Origin of the sequence: Microbacterium gawkjiense, assembly GCF_031932225.1 — a bacterium.
Taxonomy (GTDB): domain Bacteria; phylum Actinomycetota; class Actinomycetes; order Actinomycetales; family Microbacteriaceae; genus Microbacterium; species Microbacterium gawkjiense.
In genome coordinates this window covers 1,399,104-1,419,449 of the sequence record NZ_JAUZVV010000001.1, presented here as the reverse complement: position 1 = coordinate 1,419,449, position 20,346 = coordinate 1,399,104, and the positions used below count along the sequence as shown (strand labels likewise).

The 20,346-nt window shown below is 71.3% G+C and carries 22 protein-coding genes; 11 read left to right on the top strand and 11 right to left on the bottom strand.

Annotated elements, in window-relative coordinates; all coding sequences use genetic code 11:
• Nucleotides 1-3 precede the first annotated feature (3 nt).
• The gene (locus Q9S71_RS06885) at nt 4-429 is read left to right on the top strand and encodes a DUF1801 domain-containing protein (RefSeq protein ID WP_311861354.1); all 426 of its coding nucleotides are present in this window, start codon (nt 4-6) and stop codon (nt 427-429) included.
• 27 nt (nt 430-456) lie between these two features.
• Here the strand turns inward: Q9S71_RS06885 and Q9S71_RS06880 are convergent, their stop codons facing one another.
• The 3 genes from Q9S71_RS06880 to Q9S71_RS06870 form a co-directional block, all read right to left on the bottom strand.
• Nucleotides 457-738 (bottom strand): hypothetical protein, encoded by a 282-nt coding sequence (locus Q9S71_RS06880; protein ID WP_311861353.1) that lies wholly within the window; start codon nt 736-738, stop codon nt 457-459.
• A gap of 15 nt (nt 739-753) precedes the next feature.
• Nucleotides 754-2,142 carry a glycine--tRNA ligase gene (locus Q9S71_RS06875; RefSeq protein WP_311861716.1) on the bottom strand — a complete coding sequence of 463 codons (1,389 nt, stop codon included), beginning with the start codon at nt 2,140-2,142 and terminating at the stop codon, nt 754-756.
• Between the two features lie 103 nt (nt 2,143-2,245).
• Nucleotides 2,246-2,623, bottom strand: coding sequence for a DUF4870 domain-containing protein (locus Q9S71_RS06870; protein ID WP_311861352.1), 378 nt, complete (start codon nt 2,621-2,623; stop codon nt 2,246-2,248).
• Nucleotides 2,624-2,753: 130 nt separating this feature from the next.
• On the opposite strand from Q9S71_RS06870, the gene Q9S71_RS06865 reads away from it, so the two are divergent.
• The 4 genes from Q9S71_RS06865 to Q9S71_RS06850 all read left to right on the top strand — a co-directional run bounded on the left by Q9S71_RS06865 (nt 2,754) and on the right by Q9S71_RS06850 (nt 7,068).
• On the top strand, nt 2,754-4,229 hold the full coding sequence (locus Q9S71_RS06865) for an SPFH domain-containing protein (RefSeq protein ID WP_217532426.1): 1,476 nt from the start codon (nt 2,754-2,756) through the stop codon (nt 4,227-4,229).
• Nucleotides 4,226-4,717 (top strand): hypothetical protein, encoded by a 492-nt coding sequence (locus Q9S71_RS06860; RefSeq protein ID WP_311861351.1) that lies wholly within the window; start codon nt 4,226-4,228, stop codon nt 4,715-4,717. The genes Q9S71_RS06865 and Q9S71_RS06860 overlap by 4 nt, the downstream gene beginning before the upstream one ends.
• A gap of 78 nt (nt 4,718-4,795) precedes the next feature.
• Nucleotides 4,796-5,596, top strand: a complete 801-nt coding sequence (locus Q9S71_RS06855; RefSeq protein ID WP_253036028.1) for an SDR family oxidoreductase — start codon at nt 4,796-4,798, stop codon at nt 5,594-5,596.
• 71 nt (nt 5,597-5,667) lie between these two features.
• Entirely contained in the window at nt 5,668-7,068 is a 1,401-nt protein-coding gene (locus Q9S71_RS06850; RefSeq protein ID WP_217532420.1) for an MFS transporter, read from the top strand.
• Nucleotides 7,069-7,209: 141 nt separating this feature from the next.
• Here the strand turns inward: Q9S71_RS06850 and Q9S71_RS06845 are convergent, their stop codons facing one another.
• Nucleotides 7,210-8,421, bottom strand: a complete 1,212-nt coding sequence (locus Q9S71_RS06845; protein ID WP_311861349.1) for an MFS transporter — start codon at nt 8,419-8,421, stop codon at nt 7,210-7,212.
• Nucleotides 8,422-8,477: 56 nt separating this feature from the next.
• On the opposite strand from Q9S71_RS06845, the gene Q9S71_RS06840 reads away from it, so the two are divergent.
• Complete coding sequence (locus Q9S71_RS06840; protein ID WP_311861348.1) at nt 8,478-8,852, top strand: MerR family transcriptional regulator; 375 nt, start codon at nt 8,478-8,480, stop codon at nt 8,850-8,852.
• A 62-nt stretch (nt 8,853-8,914) separates the two neighbouring features.
• Nucleotides 8,915-9,184: a hypothetical protein gene (locus Q9S71_RS06835; protein ID WP_311861347.1), complete on the top strand. Its 270-nt coding sequence runs from the start codon at nt 8,915-8,917 to the stop codon at nt 9,182-9,184.
• A 17-nt stretch (nt 9,185-9,201) separates the two neighbouring features.
• On the opposite strand, the gene menC is transcribed toward Q9S71_RS06835, so the two are convergent.
• Genes menC through Q9S71_RS06820 form a run of 3 tightly spaced genes read right to left on the bottom strand, consistent with a single transcriptional unit; the run spans nt 9,202 to nt 11,964 of the window.
• Entirely contained in the window at nt 9,202-10,335 is a 1,134-nt protein-coding gene (gene menC, locus Q9S71_RS06830) for an o-succinylbenzoate synthase (RefSeq protein WP_311861346.1), read from the bottom strand.
• 21 nt (nt 10,336-10,356) lie between these two features.
• A complete protein-coding gene (locus tag Q9S71_RS06825) occupies nt 10,357-11,052 on the bottom strand; it encodes a GNAT family N-acetyltransferase (RefSeq protein ID WP_217532412.1) in 696 nt (231 codons plus the stop codon).
• Nucleotides 11,053-11,070: 18 nt separating this feature from the next.
• Nucleotides 11,071-11,964 (bottom strand): WcbI family polysaccharide biosynthesis putative acetyltransferase, encoded by an 894-nt coding sequence (locus Q9S71_RS06820; RefSeq protein WP_311861345.1) that lies wholly within the window; start codon nt 11,962-11,964, stop codon nt 11,071-11,073.
• Between the two features lie 105 nt (nt 11,965-12,069).
• On the opposite strand from Q9S71_RS06820, the gene Q9S71_RS06815 reads away from it, so the two are divergent.
• The 3 genes from Q9S71_RS06815 to purU all read left to right on the top strand — a co-directional run bounded on the left by Q9S71_RS06815 (nt 12,070) and on the right by purU (nt 16,271).
• Nucleotides 12,070-13,785 carry a long-chain-fatty-acid--CoA ligase gene (locus Q9S71_RS06815; protein ID WP_311861344.1) on the top strand — a complete coding sequence of 572 codons (1,716 nt, stop codon included), beginning with the start codon at nt 12,070-12,072 and terminating at the stop codon, nt 13,783-13,785.
• Nucleotides 13,786-13,851: 66 nt separating this feature from the next.
• Entirely contained in the window at nt 13,852-15,336 is a 1,485-nt protein-coding gene (locus Q9S71_RS06810; protein WP_311861343.1) for a peptide MFS transporter, read from the top strand.
• 56 nt (nt 15,337-15,392) lie between these two features.
• Entirely contained in the window at nt 15,393-16,271 is an 879-nt protein-coding gene (purU, locus tag Q9S71_RS06805) for a formyltetrahydrofolate deformylase (protein WP_311861342.1), read from the top strand.
• 160 nt (nt 16,272-16,431) lie between these two features.
• Here purU and Q9S71_RS06800 read toward each other — a convergent pair whose 3' ends face one another.
• Nucleotides 16,432-17,211, bottom strand: a complete 780-nt coding sequence (locus Q9S71_RS06800; RefSeq protein ID WP_311861340.1) for an SDR family NAD(P)-dependent oxidoreductase — start codon at nt 17,209-17,211, stop codon at nt 16,432-16,434.
• Between the two features lie 81 nt (nt 17,212-17,292).
• On the opposite strand from Q9S71_RS06800, the gene Q9S71_RS06795 reads away from it, so the two are divergent.
• Entirely contained in the window at nt 17,293-17,766 is a 474-nt protein-coding gene (locus Q9S71_RS06795) for a MarR family winged helix-turn-helix transcriptional regulator (protein WP_311861339.1), read from the top strand.
• A gap of 7 nt (nt 17,767-17,773) precedes the next feature.
• On the opposite strand, the gene Q9S71_RS06790 is transcribed toward Q9S71_RS06795, so the two are convergent.
• From Q9S71_RS06790 to Q9S71_RS06780, 3 genes are all read right to left on the bottom strand, one after another.
• A complete protein-coding gene (locus Q9S71_RS06790; protein WP_311861338.1) occupies nt 17,774-18,577 on the bottom strand; it encodes a MerR family transcriptional regulator in 804 nt (267 codons plus the stop codon).
• 316 nt (nt 18,578-18,893) lie between these two features.
• A complete protein-coding gene (locus Q9S71_RS06785; protein WP_311861337.1) occupies nt 18,894-19,172 on the bottom strand; it encodes an MmyB family transcriptional regulator in 279 nt (92 codons plus the stop codon).
• Between the two features lie 2 nt (nt 19,173-19,174).
• Entirely contained in the window at nt 19,175-20,032 is an 858-nt protein-coding gene (locus Q9S71_RS06780; protein ID WP_311861336.1) for a hypothetical protein, read from the bottom strand.
• Nucleotides 20,033-20,346 lie beyond the last annotated feature (314 nt).

The following is a 20,346-nucleotide window of genomic DNA, read 5'->3' as shown; positions in this document are numbered from 1 at the left end:
CCCGTGGAGCGCACGGGGCGCGACGTCGGCGAGTTCGTCGCGCAGGTCACGCCCGCGACGCGCCGCTCGGATGCCGAGACCCTCGTCGCGCTGCTGCGGGAGCTCACCGGGCGCGAGCCGCAGATGTGGACCGGGTCGATCATCGGCTTCGGCGCCTGCCGTTACCGTTACGCGACCGGCACCACGGGCGAGATGCCGCTGCTCGGCTTCTCGCCCCGCAAGGCCGCCACGACGATCTACCTCGACCGGACCGACGCGCACACGGAGGCGCTCGCGGGGCTCGGGCCGCACACGACGGGCGCCGGCTGCCTCTACGTGAAGGACCTCGCGGCGGTCGACGAGGGCGTGCTGCGCGGCATCCTCTCCGACACCCTGCGCCGGGTCGTCGACGACGAGCTGCCGGGCGCGACGATCACCGTCCTCGACTGACAGGCCCTTCGCGGGACGGAACGCATTTCAGCGCTTCCGCGCACCCGCCGAGCGTTCGACGAGCACCGCGACGACCAGCACGACGACGATCCCGAGCAGCATCCCGCGAGCGATCCAGGCTGCGCCGCTGTCGACGATCTCACCGTCGCGCAGCCCGAGCACGACGAGCAGGGCTCCCAGTCCCTGCGCACGCGGGGTGCCCCCGGCATCCGATTCGACCGCTGCCGTCACCGGAACGGCGACGAGGAAGGACAGCGCGATCGCCACGACCGCGCAGAGGAGCGCGATCAGATGCGCGACGATCCGCACCGCGCCGCGCCCGACTCAGGCGCCGCGGAGGCGCGGAGCGAGGTAGGCGTGCAGCTCGGTGAGGGCCACGCGCTCCTGCGCCATCGAGTCGCGGTCGCGGATGGTCACGGCGTCGTCGTCGAGCGAGTCGAAGTCGACCGTGACGCAGAACGGCGTGCCGATCTCGTCCTGACGGCGGTAGCGGCGGCCGATCGCGCCGGCGTCGTCGAAGTCGACGTTCCAGCCGTTCGCCCGCAGGTCGTCGGCCACCTTGCGGGCCAGCGGCGACAGGCGCTCGTTGCGGCTGAGCGGCAGCACCGCCACCTTGACGGGCGCGAGGCGCGGGTCCAGGCCGAGCACCGTGCGGGTGTCGGTGCCGCCCTTCGCGTTCGGCACCTCCTCCTCGCGGTACGCGTCGACGAGGAACGCCATCATGGCGCGGGTCAGACCGAACGACGGCTCGATGACGTACGGGACGTAGGTCTCGCCGGATGCCTGATCGAAGTAGGTGAGCTTCTGCCCGGAGGCCTCGATGTGGCTCGACAGGTCGTAGTCGGTGCGGTTGGCGACACCCATCAGCTCGCCCCACTCCTTGCCGGCGAAACCGAAGCGGTACTCGACGTCGATCGTGCCGGCGGAGTAGTGCGCGCGGTCCTCCTCGGGCACGTCGAACTGGCGCATGTTCTCGGGGTCGATGCCGAGGTCGATGAACCAGTTCCAGCAGGCCTGCACCCAGTGGTCGAACCACTCGCCCGCCTCGGCCGGCGGCGTGAAGAACTCGATCTCCATCTGCTCGAACTCGCGCGTGCGGAAGATGAAGTTGCCGGGGGTGATCTCGTTGCGGAACGCCTTGCCGACCTGGCCGATGCCGAACGGCGGCTTCTTGCGGCTCGCGGTGAGGACGTTCGAGAAGTTCACGAAGATGCCCTGCGCCGTCTCGGGACGAAGGAAGTAGAGGCCGCTCTCGTCGTCGACGACACCGAGGTAGGTCTTCACGAGACCCGAGAACGACTTCGGCTCGGTGTACTGGCCCTTCGTGCCGCAGTTCGGGCAGGGCACGTCGCCGAGACCGTTCTCGGCCGTGCGTCCCTTGCGCGCCTCGAAGTCCTCGATGAGCGTGTCCTCGCGGAACCGCTTGTGGCACTGCAGGCACTCCACGAGCGGGTCGGTGAAGGTCGCGACGTGACCCGACGCCTCCCAGACGCGCTTGGGGAGGATGATCGACGAGTCGAGCCCGACCATGTCACCGCGACCGCGGACGAAGGTCTGCCACCACTGCTGCCGGATGTTCTCCTTCAGCTCCGTGCCGAGGGGACCGTAGTCCCACGCCGACCGCGACCCGCCGTAGATCTCGCCCGCCTGGAAGACGAACCCGCGGTGACGGGCGAGGGCGATGACTTTGTCGAGACGGGACTGCTCGGCCACGGTGGCTCCAATGGTCGTCGTGAAGAGGGTGCGCGAGGGCGCGGACGCCGCGACACGCGGCATCCCTCAGTCTATCCGGGCCCGTTCCGGCGCTCGACGAGGGTCAGGAGACGAAGCGGATGCTGAGGGGCGGCGTGTACCACTGCCCCTGGCTCGCCTTCACGGCCGCGACGATCTCGATCACGAGGGCGTAGACGCCAACCGCGAGCAGCAGCAGGAACCCGATGCCGATGAACGACAGTGGGATGCACACGAACGCGGCGATGAGCACCGTGAGCTGGAAGTTGAGGGCGGCGGCGCTGTGGGCGCGGATGAACGGCCCCCGGTCGCGCAGTACGAGGTAGACGACGAGCGCGCCCACGAACGAGAGGAAGATGCCGCTCAGGTGGGTCAGCGTCGCCCACAGCTTCTCGTCCTCGGGACGCAGCGGCGGCGCGACCGGGTAGGGCTGCGCGGGCGGCGGGGGCGGCGGCATCGTCATGGCGCCAGCGTAGGGGGCAGGGGCGGGATGCCGCGAACCTCGTCACGCGGCTGGAGTAACCGATACGTTCGAGGTGGGCACGTTCGCCGTGCCGCACGAAGGACATCGAGACTCACGGGGGAACTCACTTATGGATGCACTCATCGCGGGAGGCGCGTTTGTGGTCGGCGGCATCATCGTCGTCGCCGTCATCGTCTTCATCATCATCTTCATGGTGGTGCTGCGGGCCTGGTACAAGGTCGCGAAGGCCGACCAGGCGCTCGTCATCGTCGGTCGCAACCAGAAGAGCGCCTCGGGGGACTCCTCGCGCATCTCCGTCATCACCGGCGGCGGCGCCCTGGTCAACCCGCTCACGCAGCGCGCGGAGATGATCTCGCTGCGCGCGCGCCAGATCAAGATGGAGCCGACGGCACAGGCATCCAACGGCGTCACCGTCAACGTCAGCGGTGTCGCACTCGTCAAGATCGGCTCCGACCCCGAGTTCGTCCGTCGCGCCGCGGAGCGGTTCCTCTCGCAGGACGGCGCGATCGAGCAGTTCACCACCGAGCAGCTCGAGGGTGCGCTGCGCGGCGTGGTCGCGACCCTGACCGTCGAGCAGCTCATGAAGGACCGGCAGAAGCTGTCGGACCAGATCGCCGAGGGCATCAAGAGCGACCTGCTCGCGCAGGGCCTCATCCTCGACTCGTTCCAGATCCAGGGCGTCACCGACAAGAACGGCTACATCGACGCCCTCGGCGCCACCGAGGTCGAGCGCGTGCGCCGCGAGGCCGAGGTCGCCCGCATCAACGCGGCCCGCGAGGTCAAGGCGCGTCAGATCGCCACCGACGAGGCGAACCTCATCGAGCAGACCGCGTACGACCGCAACACCGCCCAGGCCTCGGCCGAGGTCGGTCGCGCCCGCGCCGAGGCCGAGCAGGCCGAGGCCCTCGCCCGCGCCGAGCGCGAGCAGGCGGTCCTCCTGCAGCAGGCCGAGAACCGTCAGGCCCAGCTCGACGCCGACGTCAAGAAGGTCGCCGACGCGTCGCTCTACGAGCGCCAGCGCTCGGCGGACGCCGACGCGTACACGCAGGTCAAGGCCGCCGAGGCCCGCGCGCAGATCGCGGCCCAGGAAGCCGAGGCGACGCGCCTTCGCGCCCAGGCCGAGGCCGACGCGATCCGGCTCGAGGGTGAGGCCCGCGCCGAGGCGATCAAGGCCGAGGCCGCGGCCATCGCGCAGAACCAGGAGGCGCTGCTCGCGCAGCGCGCGATCGAGGCCCTCGTGCCGCTCATGACCGAGTTCGCCCGCGGCTTCGACAAGGTCGGGTCGATCACGGTCCTCGGCGGCGAGGGCGCGTCGAGCCACATCGCCGGCGAGAGCGCCTCGAGCATGCGCGCCACCTTCGACGCCGTTCAGGCGGCGACGGGCATCGACCTGCGCGGCATCATCCAGGGCCAGGCCACCGGCCGCGGCATCGCCCAGGGGCTGCAGCAGGAGCAGGACGCGCAGGCTTCCGCCCCGCTGCGCCGCCGTGCGTCGGCGGAGCCCGCGGCGCCGGTCGCCGAGTCCGCGACCGCCCCGGCCGCCGAGCCGGCCGCGCCCGCCGCGCCGTCCCCGGACGCCGTGTGACCTCAGCCGAGGGGGGCAGGTCGCTGGTCGTCGACGAGCACCTGGCCCCCCGACTGGCGCGCGGGTTCCTGCGCTGGCAGCTTCGTCGCCCGTCGTGGATCCTGCTCCTGAGCGCGACCGCCGTCGTCGTGGCGCTGAGCGTGTTCCTCACCGCGACCGGCAGCGACGGCGCCGCGTGGGTGGGCGTCGCGCTCGTCGTCCTCATCAGCGCGACGGTCATCGTGTCGTGGGTGGCGGTGCGATCCTCCATCCTCCGGGCGTACCCGGTCGGCTCCGTTGCCAGCGCGACCCTCACCGACGACGCGCTGCACGCCACGTCGGCGCTCGGGACGAGCGAGATCCGGTTGACGGCGTTCCGCCGGGTGGATGCGGTCGGCGACGCGCTCCTGCTGAAGGTCGGCTCGTGGGCCGGCGGGGTCGCGGTCATGCCGCGTGCGTTGCTGTCCGAGGACGAGGTCGCGCGGCTGCAGGCGGCTGCGGGGCGCTGACGCGGACGGGTGTTGCGGGGCGGCCCGCCGCTGTCAACCCCGCCCCCTGTCCGCGGCGCGGTCCGTAGCGTCGGCGGCATGACCTTCACCCCTCGCCGCGCCATCGTGACCGCCTCCGACTCCGGCATCGGACGGGCGACCGCCCTCGCCCTCGCCGACGCCGGCATGGACGTCGGGGTCACGTGGCACTCCGACCAGGAGGGCGCCGAAGAGACCGCCGCCGAGGTGCGCCGCCGCGGCCGGAACGCCGTCGTCGCCCAGTTCGACGCGACCGACCTCGACTCGGTGCCCGGCGTCATCCGGGGCCTCGCCGCCGAGCTCGGCGGGCTCGACGTCTTCGTCAACAACGCCGGCGGCGGGACCGGCGGCCCCTTCCTCGAGATGGACATCGAGGGGTGGCGTCAGGTCGTCGGCCTCAACCTCGACGGCGCGTTCGTCGGGATGCACACGGCGGCGACGCTGATGGCGGATGCCGGTCAGGAGGGACGAATCATCGCGGTGACGAGCGTGCACGGCTCGCAGCCGCGGGTCGGGTCGGCCGCGTACGTCGCGTCGAAGCACGGCCTCGAGGGTCTCGTGAAGACGATGGCGCAGGAGCTCGGCGCCAAGGGCATCACGGTCAACTCGGTCGCCCCCGGCGAGATCGCGACACCGATCAACGACATGGATGCCGAGGACGCCGAGAACACGCATCGCCCCGGCATCCCGATCCCGCGTCCGGGTAAGCCGGAGGAGATCGCGGACGTGATCGCCTTCCTGGCGTCGCCGGCGTCGTCGTACGTCACCGGGGCGACGTGGGTCGTCGACGGCGGGATGCTGCAGATGGGGCCGCAGGCCGGGTCGCACCTCGAGTCCGACGCCTGGCGCAGCGCGGGCTGAGCGCGTCCGGCAGCGCGCGCCGGGGATAGCCTGGAGGGATGGCCCCGGACGACAGACGCAGACTGACCCGGATGCCACGACAGGGCGCGATCGTCGCGGTCCTGGCGATCGCGGGTCTCGCGTCGTCGTTCATGTTCACCCTCGTGGTGCCGATCCAGTCGAAGCTGCCCGAGCTGCTGAACGCGAGCCGCGAGGACACGGCGTGGGTGGTGACGGCGACCCTGCTGGCCGCGGCCGTCTTCACCCCGATCGCGGGGCGCCTCGGCGACATGTACGGTAAGCGCCGCATCGTGCTGGTGCTGCTCGGCCTGCTCATCGTGGGATCCGTCATCGCCGCCCTCTCCCCCGGGATCGGCGGCGTGATCGTCGGTCGTGCGCTGCAGGGTGCCGTGACGGGTGTCGTGCCGCTCGGGATCTCGATCATGCGCGACGTGCTGCACGAGGACCGGGTGGATGCCGCGATCGCCCTCATGTCGGCGACGCTCGGTGTCGGCGGCGCGGTCGGCATGCCGGTCAGCGCGATCATCACCGAGACGAGCGACTGGCACGTGCTGTTCTGGATGGCTGCGGGGCTCGGCGCGGTGGTGTTCGTGCTCGTCGCCCTCATCGTGCCGCCGAGCGTCCTGCGCACGGCGGGACGCTTCGACTTCGCCGGCGCCGCCGGGCTCGCCGTCGGCCTCACCGGTGTGCTGCTCGCCGTCTCGCGCGGCAACGAGTGGGGCTGGACGTCGCCCGCGACCCTCGCGCTCGGCCTCGGCGGGCTCGCGGTCCTGCTGCTGTGGGGCTGGTTCGAGCTGCGCATCCGCGAGCCGCTCCTCGACCTGCGGGTCGCCGCGCGGCCGGCCGTGCTGCTGACGAACCTCGCCTCGGTGGCGATGGGCTTCTCGCTGTTCGGCTCGAACGTGTCGTATCCGCAGATGCTCGAACTGCCGGCATCCGTCGGCGGATTCGGGCTCACCCTGTTCCAGGCCAGCCTCATCGTCATGCCCGCGGGCCTCGTGATGATGGTGCTGTCGCCGTTCTCGGGACGCCTCGCCCGCACGATCGGGCCCCGCGTGCTGCTCATCATGGGCGCGAGCGCGCTGATCGTCGCCTACGCGTACTCGCTGGTGTGGGCGTCGGAGGTGTGGCACATCCTCGTCGCGAACCTGCTCATCGGCGTGGGCATCGGGTTCGGGTACGCCGGGATGCCGATGCTCATCATGCGCTCGGTGCCGCAGAGCGAGACGGGTGCCTCGAACGGGCTGAACGCGCTGTTCCGCTCGCTCGGCACGTCGATCGCGGCCGCGGTCGTCGGCGCCGTCCTCGCAGGACTGTCGACCGTGCAGAACGGGGTCGCCGTGCCGACACCCGCCGCCTTCCAGGTCTCGTTCGCGCTGGGACTCGGCGCCGCCGTCGTCGCGCTCGGCGTCGCCCTGTTCATCCCGCAGCGACGCGACCCGCACGAAGCGCACCCCTCGCTGCCGCGCTGACGGGACGGTTCGGGGGCGCTCGGACGTCGGGCGCGGGCGATCGGTGTCACGGGATGCAATGGATCTCGCGCGACGCGCCGCGGCGTCCGCTCGGTGGACGGCGTGTCGGGGCGGATCTCTTGCATCCGTTGACGCCGGCACTCAGGCGAGGCGGCGGGGCGTGGCGGTGAGGAGCGCGGCGACGACGAGCGCGAGGGCGATCAGGACCGCACCGGCCGAGAGCGCGGTGGCTCCCGTCGGGTGAGCGGCGCCGCCGACGAGGTCGCCGAGCCAGGGACCGGCGGCGATGCCGACATTGAAGGTGACGACGGTGCCGGCGCTGGCGAGCGTCCGCGTGCGATCGGTCGCGATGCGCATCAGCATCGACTGCTGCAGCGGGAAGTAGGCGCCGATCGTGAGACCCCACACCGCGAGCGCGACGTACATGAGCGGGGTGTCGGCCGCCACACTCAGGATGCCGAAGGCCGCCGCCAGACCCGCGAGGGCGACCACGAGCGACGCCCGCGGCCACCGGTCGGCCAACGGGCCCGCCGCGACGACACCGAGGAGTCCGGCGGCGCCGTACCCGAACAGCAGCACCGGGATCTGGGCGGCCGGAGCCCCCGCCGCCACCTCGAGCAGCGGGCGCACGTAGGTGAAGGTCCCGAACTGGGCGAGGGCGAACACGAGCGCGGCCGCCGCGAAGAGCACGATGGGGAGGAGCGAGGCATCCGCTCCGGTCGGACGCTCCGCACGGGGTAGCGCCGGCTCGGGCGTCCGCCGCGGCAGCCGGATCGCGATCGCCGCGGCGAGGGCGAACGCGACGAGCGCGAGCACGCCGAACGACCAGCGCCACGACAGCAGCTGCGCGATGAGCGCACCGGCCGGAAGGCCCGCGAGCGTCGCGACCGTGCCGCCCGCCGTCACCAGGGCGAGCCCGCGCCCCAGGTGCGAAGGCGCCAGCAGCGACGTCGCGTAGACGATGACGATCGCCCAGAAGAGGCCGTGCGCGACACCCGCCGCGATGCGGGTCGCGACGGCGACCTCGTACGTCGGGGCGAGCGCGGTCGCGGCGTTCGCGACCGCGAAGGCGGCGAGGGCCCCCGCGGCGACGAGCCGCCGATCGAACCGCGCGGTCAGACGGGCGAGCGGGATGCTCGTGACGATCACCGTCAGCGCCCACACCGAGATCAGCAGACCCACGCCGAGCGGGTCGGTCTGGAGCCCCGCGACCATCTCGGGCAGGAGGCCCGCAGGGAGCGACTCCGCCGTCACGGTCACGAAGACGGCGAGGCTGAGCAGCAGCAGCGCTCCGAGCGGGAACCGCGGCGCACTGGTGGCCGTGGTGGGGACCGAAGCGGTGGACGTGCTCATGCCTCGAGCGTAGAGTCTCACATCAATGTGAAGGTCAAGCGGCGATCGGGGACGCGATGAGGATCGGCGAGGTCACGGCGCGCACCGGCATCCCGCAGCGGATGCTGCGCTACTACGAGGAGCAGGGCCTGCTCGCCTCGGAACGCGCGGACAACGGCTACCGCGAGTACGACGATGACGCGGTGGAGCGCGCGCAGCGGGTGCGCGGCCTGATCCAGGCAGGGCTCTCGACGCGCATGGTGAAGGTCGTCCTCGACCTCGAGGCGGACTGCCGCGCCACCCGGCCCCCGTCGTGCACCCGCGCCCTCGCCGAGGAGCTCGCCGCCGAGCTGCAGGCACTCGACGACCGCCTCGCCTGCCTCACCAAGAGCCGCGACGCCGTCGCGCTGTACCTCGGTCGGTCCGCGCACGCCGACCTGCTCGCGCACTAGCACGCCCGATCCTTCGGGACAGCCCCATCGCGGCATCCGACGCCTCAGGGGAGGATGGGTCCATGTCCTACGCCACCGAACGCCGCTCGAACCCGACCGCCTGGGCCGCCTTCTGGGTGGGGCTCCTCGGCCTCATCCTCATGCCGATTCCGGCCTTCATCGGGCTGATCCTCGGCGGCGGACTGTCGCTCATCGCGGCCGTGCTCGTCATCATCGCTCTGCTGAAGGGTCTGGCCCGGCGAGGGAAGGGCATCGCGCCCGTCGTCTTCGCGGGCATCTTCGTCCTGCTCACCTGGGGTGGGATCTCGCTCGGCGGCGGCATCTGGTGGTGACGCCCACCTGAGCGCCCTCAGCGCCGCAGCGTCTCGCGCGCCACGGTGAATCGCTCGAGCGCATCGAGGTCGACCTCGACGCCCAGCCCGGGACCGGTCGGTACCCGCACGTGCCCGTCCTCGAGGACGGCCGGCTCCGTCACGAGGTCCTCCGTGTAGAACCGAGCGGATGCCGAGACGTCACCCGGCAGCGTGAACGCGGGGTGCGCGGCGAGCGCCGCGTTCGCGGCACGTCCGATGCCGGTTTCGAGCATGCCGCCGCACCACACCGGGATCCCTGCCGCCTCGCAGAGGTCGGCGATGCGGAGCGCCTCGAGGTAGCCGCCGACGCGGCCCGCCTTGACGTTGATCACGGTCGTCGCGCCGAGGGCCAGCGCGTCACGCGCGGCCTTCGCCGAGGTGATCGACTCGTCGAGGCAGATCGGGGTCTTCAGCTGCTGGGCGAGGGCGGCGTGGTCGACGATGTCGTCCTCCTGCAGCGGCTGCTCGATGAGCAGCAGACCGAAGCGGTCGAGCTGCGCCAGGGTGTCGGCGTCGGCGAGGGTATAGGCGGAGTTCGCGTCGACCTGCAGCGGGATCTCGGGGAACGCGGAACGCACGGCATCCGTCTCGGCGATGTCGCGACCGGGCTTGATCTTGATCTTGATGCGGACGTACCCCTCGTCGAGATAGCCGCGGACGGTCTCGACGAGCGCCGCCGGGTCGGATTGGATGCCGACGCTCACCCCCGACGGGATCGTCGCCGCCGTGGCGCCGAGGTACGACGCGAACGAGCGTCCCTCGGAGCGCAGCGCCGCGTCGAGGACGGCGAGCTCGAGACCCGCCTTCGCCATGCGGTGGCCGACGAACGGATCGAGCGTCGGGGCGACCTGCTCGGGCGCGAACTCTCCGCGCTGCAGCAGGGCCGGGCCGAGCCAGCGGGTCGCGACGTCCCACGCGCCCTGCGTGTACTCGCTCGAGTAGACCGGCGCGCTCTGTGTGACGATCTCGCCCCAGCCGTCACCCGCGTCGGTCCGCGCGCGCACGACGATGACCTCGCGGTCGGTCATGGTCCCGAACGACGTCGTGAACGGCGCGACGAGCGGGATGCGCAGGATCCGCAACTCGAGTCGGTCGAGGCGGACGGATGCGGCGGTCTGGGCGAGCGGCATGGGCTCAGGCTACGCGCGGCGTCACGGCCGGACGAAGAGGTAGCCCTCGCCGGTGCGGAACCCGCCCACGACGAGACCCGCGTCGAGCTGCGCCCGGAACGCGGCGCGCACCTCGTGGCGCGCCCGGGCCGCGGCATCCGGATCCGTCCGACGGAGCGCCTCGATGTCGGTCGGGATCGCGACGGTGGCGACCACCTCGGCCGCGTCGGGCGTGGGCACCGGCGAGGCGAGGTGCCACGCGACGTGCAGCCGGTCGCTCTCGTCGCCGCTGTTGATCGCGTCGCCCATGTCGCCGTAGTGGTCGACGAGGTAGTCGGTGACCCGCGCGCCGAGGACCGCGAGGTTGAAGTGCGCGTTGCGGGCGATGAGCGGGTCGAAGGTCCAGGTGATCGTGCCGACCTCGCGCGCGAACGCCCACTCGCGCTGGTGCGCCTTCAACGCCCGCCCGATCCCCCGCGCCTGCGCATCGGGGAGCACACCCGTGACGTGGGAGTGCATGCTGCGGGATGCCGGGGGCCCGAAGAACGCCGCCGACGCCGCGATCATGCGGTCGCCGTCGTACACGCCGACGACGTAGTTGCCGGAGTGCTCGAGCGCGCGCAGCAGGTTGGGCGGCATCCCGCCGTCGGGCGAACCCCAGACCGCTTCGAACACGCCGCTCGCGGCGACCATCTCGTCGATCGTGTGCAGTTCGCGGATGTCGAGCCCGTCAGCCATGCCGCCACGCTACGCCGATCAGCGGCGCCAGCGCTCCAGCGTGGGCCGCAGCCGGTCGACCGCGCCGCGGACGAACTGCGGGTGCTCCAGGTACCAGGCGAGGTGCGCGTCGCGGACCTCGGCGGGGTCGACGCGTCGCCCGTCGACCGTCCAGTCCGGGACCGCGTGGGCGTCGAGACCCCACGCGTCGATCACCCAGTCCTCGCGCGGCGCGTGGACCGCGTTCAGGAGGGGTCGGCCCGGGTCGCGCGCGACACCGTCGCGGCCGAGCGCACGCAGGATCCGGTCGCCGAGCGCGAGGATCACCTCGTTGCCCGGATGGTTCACCGTGCGGACGAGGTCGAACCGGGGCTCGGCGAACAGATCCGACGCCGCGACGTCGAGGGTCTCCTCGCGCCGGCGGAGTTCGGCGAGCGAGGCGGCGGCCTCGGCGCGGACGCCGTCGGGGTCGAGCCGCTCCCGCACGGGCGCCCCGGCCGCCAGGGCGAGCGTGCGGACGTCGTGGTACGCGACGAGCGGCGGCGTCTCCTCGACGCCCGGCACGTGCAGCGCGGCCTGGAAGGGGTGCAGGCCGGTGAAGCGGACGATCGGGAAGGTGACCGCCCGGCCCGACGGCGGGAGGGATGCCGCGAGCTGCCGCGTCCCCAGGGGAAGCCCGTGGTAGTCGTCCTTCACCGGCTGCGCGATGAGCGCCGCGGCGCCCGCGACCACCTCGTGCAGGCGGCGGGTCGCGGCGGCATCCAGCAGGTACACGGGAGGGACGCGCACGAGCGGCAGCTCGTCGGAATCGAGGACGAGGCGCACCGATTCGGCCTGGCAGTTGCCGACGACGACCCCGTAGTCCGTGCGGGGCAGGTCGCCGAAGAAACCGGTGTCGTGGTCCCGGGGGGCGGGGTGCGCATCGGTGATCATCGCTCGAGCGTCGCAGGCCGCATCCGTCGCCGCGAACGCTTGCGCGCGTGCCCCTCGCGAGCAAGGGGCACGCGCTCGCCACCTCCGCTGCCTAGGATCGTCGCCGTGCAGTTGAACGAGACCCGCGCCTGGAACCGCTTCTACGCCGCCGGCACGCCGGTCGACATCGAACCCGTCACGGGCTCGCTCGTCGATCTGCTCGAGCAGCGCGTCGCCCAATACGGCGAGCGCGACGCGATCGCGTTCTTCGGCCGGACGGTGACCTACGACGAGCTCGGGGCGCGGGTCGCGCGCGTCGCCGAGGGCCTGCGGAAGCTCGGCGTCGGCGCCGGCGACCGCGTCGCACTGATCATGCCGAACGCGCCGCAGCACGTCATCGCCTTCTACGCGGTGCTGCGGCTCGGTGCCGTCGTCGTCGAGCACAACCCGCTCTACACGCGGGACGAGCTCGAGGTGCAGTTCCGCGACCACGGCGCGCGCACCGTCATCGCGTGGGACAAGGTGGCGCCGCTCGTGCATTCGCTGCCGGCCGAGCTCGGCATCCGCGACGTCGTCTCGGTCGACGTGACCACCGCGATGCCGCTGACGACGCGGATGCTGCTGCGCCTCCCCGTGGCGAAGGCCCGGGAGTCGCGCGCCAAGCTCACGGGTGCTGCACCCGGGACGATCCCGTTCGGGCGGCTCGAGAACTCTCCCGCCCTGGCCGCGAGCCATCCGCGGCCGAGCCGCGACGACCTCGCGTGCCTGCAGTACACCTCGGGGACCACCGGGGTCCCGAAGGGCGCCATGATCACCCACGGCAACCTGTGGGCCAACGCTCGCATGGGCGCCGCGTGGATGCCCGACTTCCGACACGGCGAGGGCAGCATCTACGGGCTGCTGCCGATGTTCCATTCCTTCGGGCTGCTGCTGTCGGTCATCTACTCCGTCGAGACCGGGTCGCGCGCCGTCCTGTTCCCGACGTTCGACCCCGAACTGGTGGTGGATGCCGCGAAGCGGTTCCCCCCGACGTTCATCCCCGCCGTCCCGCCGATGTTCGACCGGCTGGCCCGGGTCGCCCGCGACGGCGACCTCGACCTGAGCCGCGTCGTGTATTCGATCTCGGGTGCGATGACCCTCACGCCCGCGGTCGTCTCGCGCTGGGAGAAGCTCGCCGGCAGCATGCTCAACGAGGGGTACGGCCTCACCGAGACGAGCCCGATCGCCCTGGCCAACCCGTTCGACGAGTCGCGCCGCATCGGGGCCATCGGCATCCCCTTCCCCTCCACCGACATCAAGGTCGTCGACCCGGAGGAACCGACCCAGGAGGTGGCGCAGGGCGAGACCGGCGAGCTGCTCATCCACGGGCCGCAGGTGTTCGCCGGCTACTGGAACCGCCCCGAGGAGACGGCGGCGACACTGCTCGAGGGCGGCTGGGTGCGCACCGGCGATCTCGTGCAGCAGGACGAGGACGGCTTCGTCACGGTCGTCGACCGCAAGAAGGAGCTCATCATCACGGGCGGCTTCAACGTCGCCCCGTCGGAGGTCGAGCAGGTCGTGACCGGGACGCCGGGCGTCGCTGAGACGGCGGTCGTCGGCATCCCCCGCGGCGGTGGCGCCGAGGTCGTCACGGCGGTCGTCGTCCTGGAGGACGGTGCCGCCTTCGACGAGGCCGCCGCGCGCGAGCTGGCTCGTGAGCGGCTCGCGGAGTACAAGCGGCCGACGACCTACGTCGTCTGGGAGGAGCTGCCGAAATCCCTCATCGGCAAGGTGCTCCGTCGTCGCGTGCGCGACACCCTTGTCGCCGACCGGCACGCGACGCGCGCCGCCGACGCGGACTGATACACCCGCGTGGGGTGCGGCACAACCTGGGCGCCTCGTCCAGGACACGCGCCTAGCCTGGGACGAATGCGGAACGTACCTCCCGTCGACCTCCCGTCCTCCGACGACACCGCAGCGCGCGACACCCGATTCTTCGGCCAGCCGTTCGCGCTCGCGCACGTGTTCGGCGTCGAGATGTGGGAGCGCTTCAGCTTCTACGGCATGCAGGGCATCCTGCTCCTGTACCTTTACTTCTCCGTCACCGACGGCGGGCTCGGGGTCGACAAGACGGTCGCCGCGAGCATCGTCGGCGCGTACGGCGGCGCGGTGTACCTGTCGACCGTCCTCGGCGCCTGGATCGCCGACCGCATCCTCGGCGCCGAGCGCGTCCTGTTCCTCAGCGCGATCGTCATCATGGCGGGGCACATCGCCCTCGCGCTGCTCCCCGGCTTCGCGGGCGTGACCGTCGGCCTGATCCTCGTCGCCTTCGGATCCGGCGGGCTCAAGGCGACCGCCACGAGCGTCGTCGGCACCCTGTACGCCGCCGACGATCCGCGACGGGATGCCGGTTTCTCGCTGTTCTACCTCGGCATCAACCTCGGCGCGTTCGCCGGCCCCCTGCTCACCGGGCTGCTGCAGTCGACCCTCGGCTTCCACTGGGGCTTCGGGCTCGCCGCCCTCGGCATGGCGCTCGGCCTCACGCAGTACTCGTTCGGCCGCCGCAGCCTGCCCGCCGAAGCGCGCGTCGTCCCCAACCCGCTGCCGCGCGGGCGCTACCCGCTGTTCGCGGGGATCGGCGCGGCGGCCGTCGTGGTCATCGTGGTCCTGGTCCTGACCGGTGTCATCCGCGCCGACAACCTGGCGCTGATCGTGATCGGGGCAGTGATCCTCGCGGCGATCGCGTACTTCGCCGTCATCCTGCTGAGCCGGCAGATCACGACGCAGGAGCGCAGCCGCGTGTGGGGCTTCCTGCCGCTGTTCGTCACGTCTGTCGTCTTCTGGTCGCTCTACCAGCAGCAGTTCACGGTCGTGACGCTGTACTCGGCCGAGCGCCTGAACCGCGACCTGTTCGGCTGGGAGATGCCGATCCCGTGGGTGCAGTCGATCAACCCGGTGTTCATCATCCTGCTGGCGGGTGTGTTCACGGCCGTCTGGTCGAAGCTCGGGTCGCGTCAGCCCTCGACCCCGGTGAAGTTCGCGCTGGGTGTCGCCGTCATGGGTGTCGCTTTCCTGCTCTTCCTGCCGTTCGCCGGCGGCGGGGCAAACTCGACGCCGCTGCTGGCGATCGTCGGCATCCTGCTCGTCTTCACGATCGCGGAGCTGATGCTCTCGCCGGTCGGCTTGTCGGCGGCGACGAAGCTCGCGCCGGAGCGGTTCCAGACGCAGATGGTCGCGCTGTTCTTCCTCTCGGTGTCGCTCGGCACCGCGATCGCCGGTCAGCTCGCGACGCTGTACGACCCGACGAACGAGGTGCCGTACTTCGCGACGCTCGGCGGGATCTCGATCGCGATGGGCGTGCTGCTGCTCGTCTGCGTGAAGCCGGTGCTGTCGCTCATGAAGGGCGTGCGCTGACGGATGCCGCGCGTCACGCGGTCGGCATCCGTCATCTCACAGGGCAGAATCGAGGGATGACGTCGCCCGCCCCGCAGCTCCACCCCGACCACGCCTGCCTCATCGTGCACGGCAAGGACAGCCCGGGGATCATCGCCGCCGTCTCGGCGATGATCACGCGGATCGACGGCAACATCGTGCAGTTCGACCAGTACTCCGACGATCCCCGGGGCGGCGCGTACTTCCAGCGCGTCGTGTTCCACCGGCCCGGCTTCGGTGCGCAGCGCCCCGCGATCGAGGCGGAGATCGCCGAGACCCTCGCCCCGTTCGAGCTCGAGTGGTCGCTGACGGACCAGTCGGTGCCCAAGCGCATGGCGATCCTGTCGTCGAAGCAGGACCACTGCCTGCTCGACCTGCTGTGGCGCAACCGTCGCGGCGAGCTGCCCACCAGCATCCCGATGGTCATCTCCAACCACACGTCGTCGGCCGAGGACGTCCGCTCGTTCGGGGTGCCTTTCTTCCACGTGCCGTCGACGCCCGGCCCCGACAAGTCGGCGTCCGAGGCGAAGATCCTCGAGCTACTCAAGGGCAACGTCGACTTCGTCGTGCTGGCGCGGTACATGCAGATCCTGTCGCCGGAGTTCCTCGAGGAGCTCGCGGTGCCGGTCATCAACATCCACCACTCGTTCCTGCCCGCCTTCATCGGCGCCGAGCCGTACCGCAAGGCCAAGGAGCGCGGCGTGAAGCTCATCGGCGCGACGAGCCACTACGTCACCGGCGACCTCGATGAGGGCCCGATCATCGAGCAGGACACGATCCGCGTCACGCACGCCGACACGACCGCCGAGCTCGTCCGCCGCGGCGCCGACGTCGAGCGCCAGGTGCTGTCCCGCGCGGTGCGCTGGCACTCCGAGGACCGCGTCATCCGCCACGGGAACCACACGATCGTCTTCTGACGCGGGGGCGCGGGGGCCGTTCCGGGGACGCGATTCGTCGCTCGGACGGCGCGCACGCGACAGTTCGCGTCCCTGGAACGTGCGCTGCCCGGGTTCCGGGGACGCGATTCGTCGCGCGGGCGGCCTCGACGCGACAGTTCGCGTCCCCGGACCGCCGGGGTCACAGCGTCCCGGTCAGCACCCCGCCGTCGGCGCGGAGCGCGGCGCCGTTGATCGCCGACGCACGCGGACTCGCCAGGAACGCGACGAGCGCCGCGATCTCCTCGGGTCGAATGAAGCGCTGCAGCAGCGTCGTCGTGTTCCGACCGATGACGGATGCCGCGACGGCGTCGGCCGGCACGCCCTGCGCCGCCGCGATCGACTCGATCACGGTCGCGACGCCGTCCGAGTATGTCGGCCCGCCGAGCACGGTGTTGACGGTGACCTGCGTGCCCCGCGTGAGTTTCGCGAGGCCGTTTCCGAGTGCGATCGTCGCCGCCTTCGAGACGCCGTACGGGATCATGTCGGCCGGGACGTTCACGCCCGACTCGCTCGCGATGAAGAGGATGCGGCCCCATCCGCGCTCGAGCATGCCCGGCAGCACTCGGCGCGAGAGGCGGACGCCGGCGGTCAGGTTCACGTCGAGGTAACGCTGCCACTCCGCGTCGTCGGCGTCGGCGAACTCGTTCAGCCCGAACGTGCCGGCGTTGTTGACGAGGATGTCGACCTCGGACAGGCCCGTGAGCGCAGCCGGGTCGGCGACGTCCCCGGGCGCGACGTCGACGTCCGCTCCGGGGACGAGCGCGCGGAGCCGATCCGCAGCCGCGTGCGTGCGGGCGGCATCCCGTCCGTTGAGGATGACCGCGGCGCCTTCGAAGGCAAGGGCTTCGGCGATCGCGAAGCCGATGCCTTGCGTCGAACCGGTGATGAGAGCGCGCGTGTCACGCAGCTGGAAGTCCATGGATGATGCCTTTCACTTGACTGAGCAAGTGACGGTAGCCCGGATCACTTGACTAGGCAAGTCATGACATAGGCTCGGAAGGTGACTGCGGACGACGACCTCTCCCCCGACGACCTCGAGACCTGGTCGTCGCTGGCGACGCTGCTCGAGTGGCTGCCCGCGGCGCTGGACGCTCAGCTGCAGAGGGATGCCGCACTCACGCACTTCGAGTACGGCATCCTCTACGCCCTGTCCCGCGCCGAGGACGGGCGGCTGCGGATGAGCACGCTTGCCGGGTACGCCCACAGCTCGCTCTCGCGCTTGTCCCGCGCGGCGACCCGCCTCGAATCCCGCGGATACCTCCGCCGTGAGACCGACCCCGCGGACGGCCGTTACACCCTCGCGATCCTCACGGATGCGGGGGCCGAGGTCCGTCGCGCGGCGGGCCCCGGCCACGTCGATCTGGTGAGACGGGCGGTGCTCGACCGGCTCACCGCCGCGGAGCAGAAGCACCTGCGGACGATCACCGACCGCATCCTCACCGGCCTCGGCGATGAGCCCGGCTGGAGGGCGTGACGCAGGCTCAGGCCACGGGCTGCTGCAGATCGACGATCCAGCGCGAGCCGTGACCGTCGTAGGGCGTCTGCTCGTAGATCTCGCGTGCCGCGCCGTCGAACCGCAGCCCGCGGCGCTCGATCTCGGCGACGAGCGCCTGCCATGCGGCCTGGATGCCGCTGAGGTCAGCCGCGTCGAAGCGGGTGGAGACGGCACGCGGATGCCGCGGCACCACCGCGCGCTCGAGTCCCTCGGGCACGGGCGCATCGCCGATCTGCTCGGCCGCCGCGGCGATCATGCCGTCGTCGACCGTCGTGTAGACGGCGACGCCCGGGCCGACGCGCGTCGCACCCGACGCCTCGATCAGCGCGCCGACTTGCTGGAACATTCCGCTGATCTCGCCTTCGATCTGGGACATCTCGTCGACCTTCGCCGACAGCTGCACGATCGTCAGCTCGGGCAGCGCAGTCTCGGTGTACTCGGACATGGGATTCTCCTTCTCGATCGATCGGAGCCTCGTCTCGACCTCGTGCAGGCGCTGCCGGTCCGCGTCGATCTGGGCCGCGAGCTCGACCCGCCGCTCGCGCAGGAGCGCGGCGACCTCGCTCGACGACATCCCGTCGTCGAGCATGCGGCCGACCTGCTCCAGCGTGAAGCCGAGGTCCTTCAGCGCGACCAGTTGATTGGCACGGTCAAGCTGCGATGCGCCGTAGGAGCGGTACCCCGAGAAGGGGTCGACCCTCTGCGGACGCAGCAGACCGAGCTGGTCGTAGTGACGCAGCATCCGCACCGAAACGCCGGCGAGGCGGGCGAACTCTCCGATACTCAACATGGTGATCCCATGCCACAGTCTGACACCGTGAGAGGGTCAAGCCCCGGCGTATTCAACCGAGTGCGCCTCGTTCGTCGTGGCGATCTGAGCACCTCGTGCAGAGGCTGCCACCGAAACCTGCTCTTGCGGCCGCCGACGAACTGCCTGGCCGCGCAGAGCCTAAAACGATCGTTTCCGGCGCTTCGTGGCCGTGCGCCTCAACGGCCCTCCCGAAAAGGTGGGTCGCAACCGGGTTCTGGCTGAGGGTTTTGGCGGGCTCGAAGACGGCGTCGCGCATTGTGAGGGCGCTCTCGCACGGGCGGTCGACCGCGGTGTGTCAGGTCGCGGTGCGGGGGGTTCTCGTCGTGGCGGTCCAGCTTGCGAGGAGGTGGAGCCGGTCGGCGGTCTCTGACCCCGGTTCTGCGCCGTAGATGATCAGATTCTGGCCGGGGTCGGCGGGGAGGGGCATGGCCTCGAAGGTCAAGTGGAGTTCCCCAACGACGGGGTGGCGGATGGCTTTGATGCCGGCGTCGTAGGTGCGCACGTCGTGGGATCGCCACAGAGCGCGGAATTCGGCGCTGTCACGGTTGAGGTCAGCGGGCCGGGGGAGTGGCACGTTCACCGAAGCTCGATCTCGCCATCGAAATGCGCCCAGACGAGCCACGGCACCGGGCCGAGTCGCCGAGCCTGCGCGCGGGTCTCGTCGGAGGCGTCCGCGGCGGTGAGCGCCGCCTCCCATCGCGATGACAGGGCGGCGGCGTCTGCGGCATCCGGGCGGAAGGCGGCCAGCCGCACTGCTTCCTTCCGGAGCGCCTGATCGTCGCGGCTGCGGTCGGCGCGCGCGTCGGCACCGCGCGCGGGGCTGGTCGCGCTGCCGCGCCGGCGGGCGAAGATCACCGCCAGGGCGACCAGTTCGACCAGCAGGATGCCCCCAGCCACGAACCACAATCCCAGCTGCTCCTGCGTGAAGGGCACGCCGCGGGATGCCGTGCCGACGATCATCCGGTATCCGATGAGCAGCGCGAGGACGACGGCGACGATCACCGTCATCACCATCCCCACGTATGCGGGGTAGGGCGAGGCCCGCCGGGCGAGGAACCCGACGACCACCAGCAGCACGGCGGCGATCGGCGTCGCGATGGTGACGAGCGGCAGCGCGATCTCGATGTCGACGACGACGCCGCGAACGGGCGGCAGGAACATCGACGCCGCCGTCACGACCGCCAGCAGCGCGAAGGTGAGCACAGTGCCCCAGACACGGTCGTGGGAGCCTGTTCCGAGGTCCGAACGGCGCGGGACAGGGATCGCGTCGCGCGGCCCGGATATGAAGTCGCGGCGCTCCCGCGACAGGCGCATCACGGCGGGGAGCAGTCGATTGGAGAGCCCGCGGTCCGCGGCGATGGCTTCGTGAGCGGCACGCGCGACCGCGATGATCTCCTCGTCGCTGCCCACCAGCTGAACGGTACGGGTGCTCATGCAGAACCTCCTCTCACGACCGTGCGGGGACGAGGAGTGCAGCCCCCTCCACGAGCGGCACCTGGACGGTGACCGCGCGCCCGGCCTGCACGAAGATACCTCGTCCGGCGGGGACAGGGCTTGCGCTCCACAGATGTCCGAACGGCTGTTGGGATGCTCGTCCGCGAGCTCATCACTCGCGCCTGGGATTGGCTTACCGAGATGATCGGATGACGTGCGCCCCCGAGGTCATCCAACTTCGGGGGCGGGCGGTCTCCCGAAGGCTTCAGCAGCCGGTTGAGAGCGTAGCGGCGCGCCTGCCGGAAACGATCGTT

Excerpts from the sequence above, each read along its gene's own strand:
- Q9S71_RS06870 (WP_311861352.1), bottom strand. The coding sequence starts at position 2,623 with ATGACGATGCCGCCGCCCCCGCCGCCCGCGCAGCCCTACCCGGTCGCG.
- Q9S71_RS06865 (WP_217532426.1), top strand. The coding sequence starts at position 2,754 with ATGGATGCACTCATCGCGGGAGGCGCGTTTGTGGTCGGCGGCATCATC.
- Q9S71_RS06855 (WP_253036028.1), top strand. The coding sequence starts at position 4,796 with ATGACCTTCACCCCTCGCCGCGCCATCGTGACCGCCTCCGACTCCGGC.
- Q9S71_RS06850 (WP_217532420.1), top strand. The coding sequence starts at position 5,668 with ATGCCACGACAGGGCGCGATCGTCGCGGTCCTGGCGATCGCGGGTCTC.
- Q9S71_RS06845 (WP_311861349.1), bottom strand. The coding sequence starts at position 8,421 with ATGAGCACGTCCACCGCTTCGGTCCCCACCACGGCCACCAGTGCGCCG.
- Q9S71_RS06840 (WP_311861348.1), top strand. The coding sequence starts at position 8,478 with ATGAGGATCGGCGAGGTCACGGCGCGCACCGGCATCCCGCAGCGGATG.
- Q9S71_RS06835 (WP_311861347.1), top strand. The coding sequence starts at position 8,915 with ATGTCCTACGCCACCGAACGCCGCTCGAACCCGACCGCCTGGGCCGCC.
- menC (WP_311861346.1), bottom strand. The coding sequence starts at position 10,335 with ATGCCGCTCGCCCAGACCGCCGCATCCGTCCGCCTCGACCGACTCGAG.
- Q9S71_RS06825 (WP_217532412.1), bottom strand. The coding sequence starts at position 11,052 with ATGGCTGACGGGCTCGACATCCGCGAACTGCACACGATCGACGAGATG.
- Q9S71_RS06820 (WP_311861345.1), bottom strand. The coding sequence starts at position 11,964 with ATGATCACCGATGCGCACCCCGCCCCCCGGGACCACGACACCGGTTTC.
- Q9S71_RS06810 (WP_311861343.1), top strand. The coding sequence starts at position 13,852 with ATGCGGAACGTACCTCCCGTCGACCTCCCGTCCTCCGACGACACCGCA.
- purU (WP_311861342.1), top strand. The coding sequence starts at position 15,393 with ATGACGTCGCCCGCCCCGCAGCTCCACCCCGACCACGCCTGCCTCATC.
- Q9S71_RS06800 (WP_311861340.1), bottom strand. The coding sequence starts at position 17,211 with ATGGACTTCCAGCTGCGTGACACGCGCGCTCTCATCACCGGTTCGACG.
- Q9S71_RS06790 (WP_311861338.1), bottom strand. The coding sequence starts at position 18,577 with ATGTTGAGTATCGGAGAGTTCGCCCGCCTCGCCGGCGTTTCGGTGCGG.
- Q9S71_RS06780 (WP_311861336.1), bottom strand. The coding sequence starts at position 20,032 with ATGAGCACCCGTACCGTTCAGCTGGTGGGCAGCGACGAGGAGATCATC.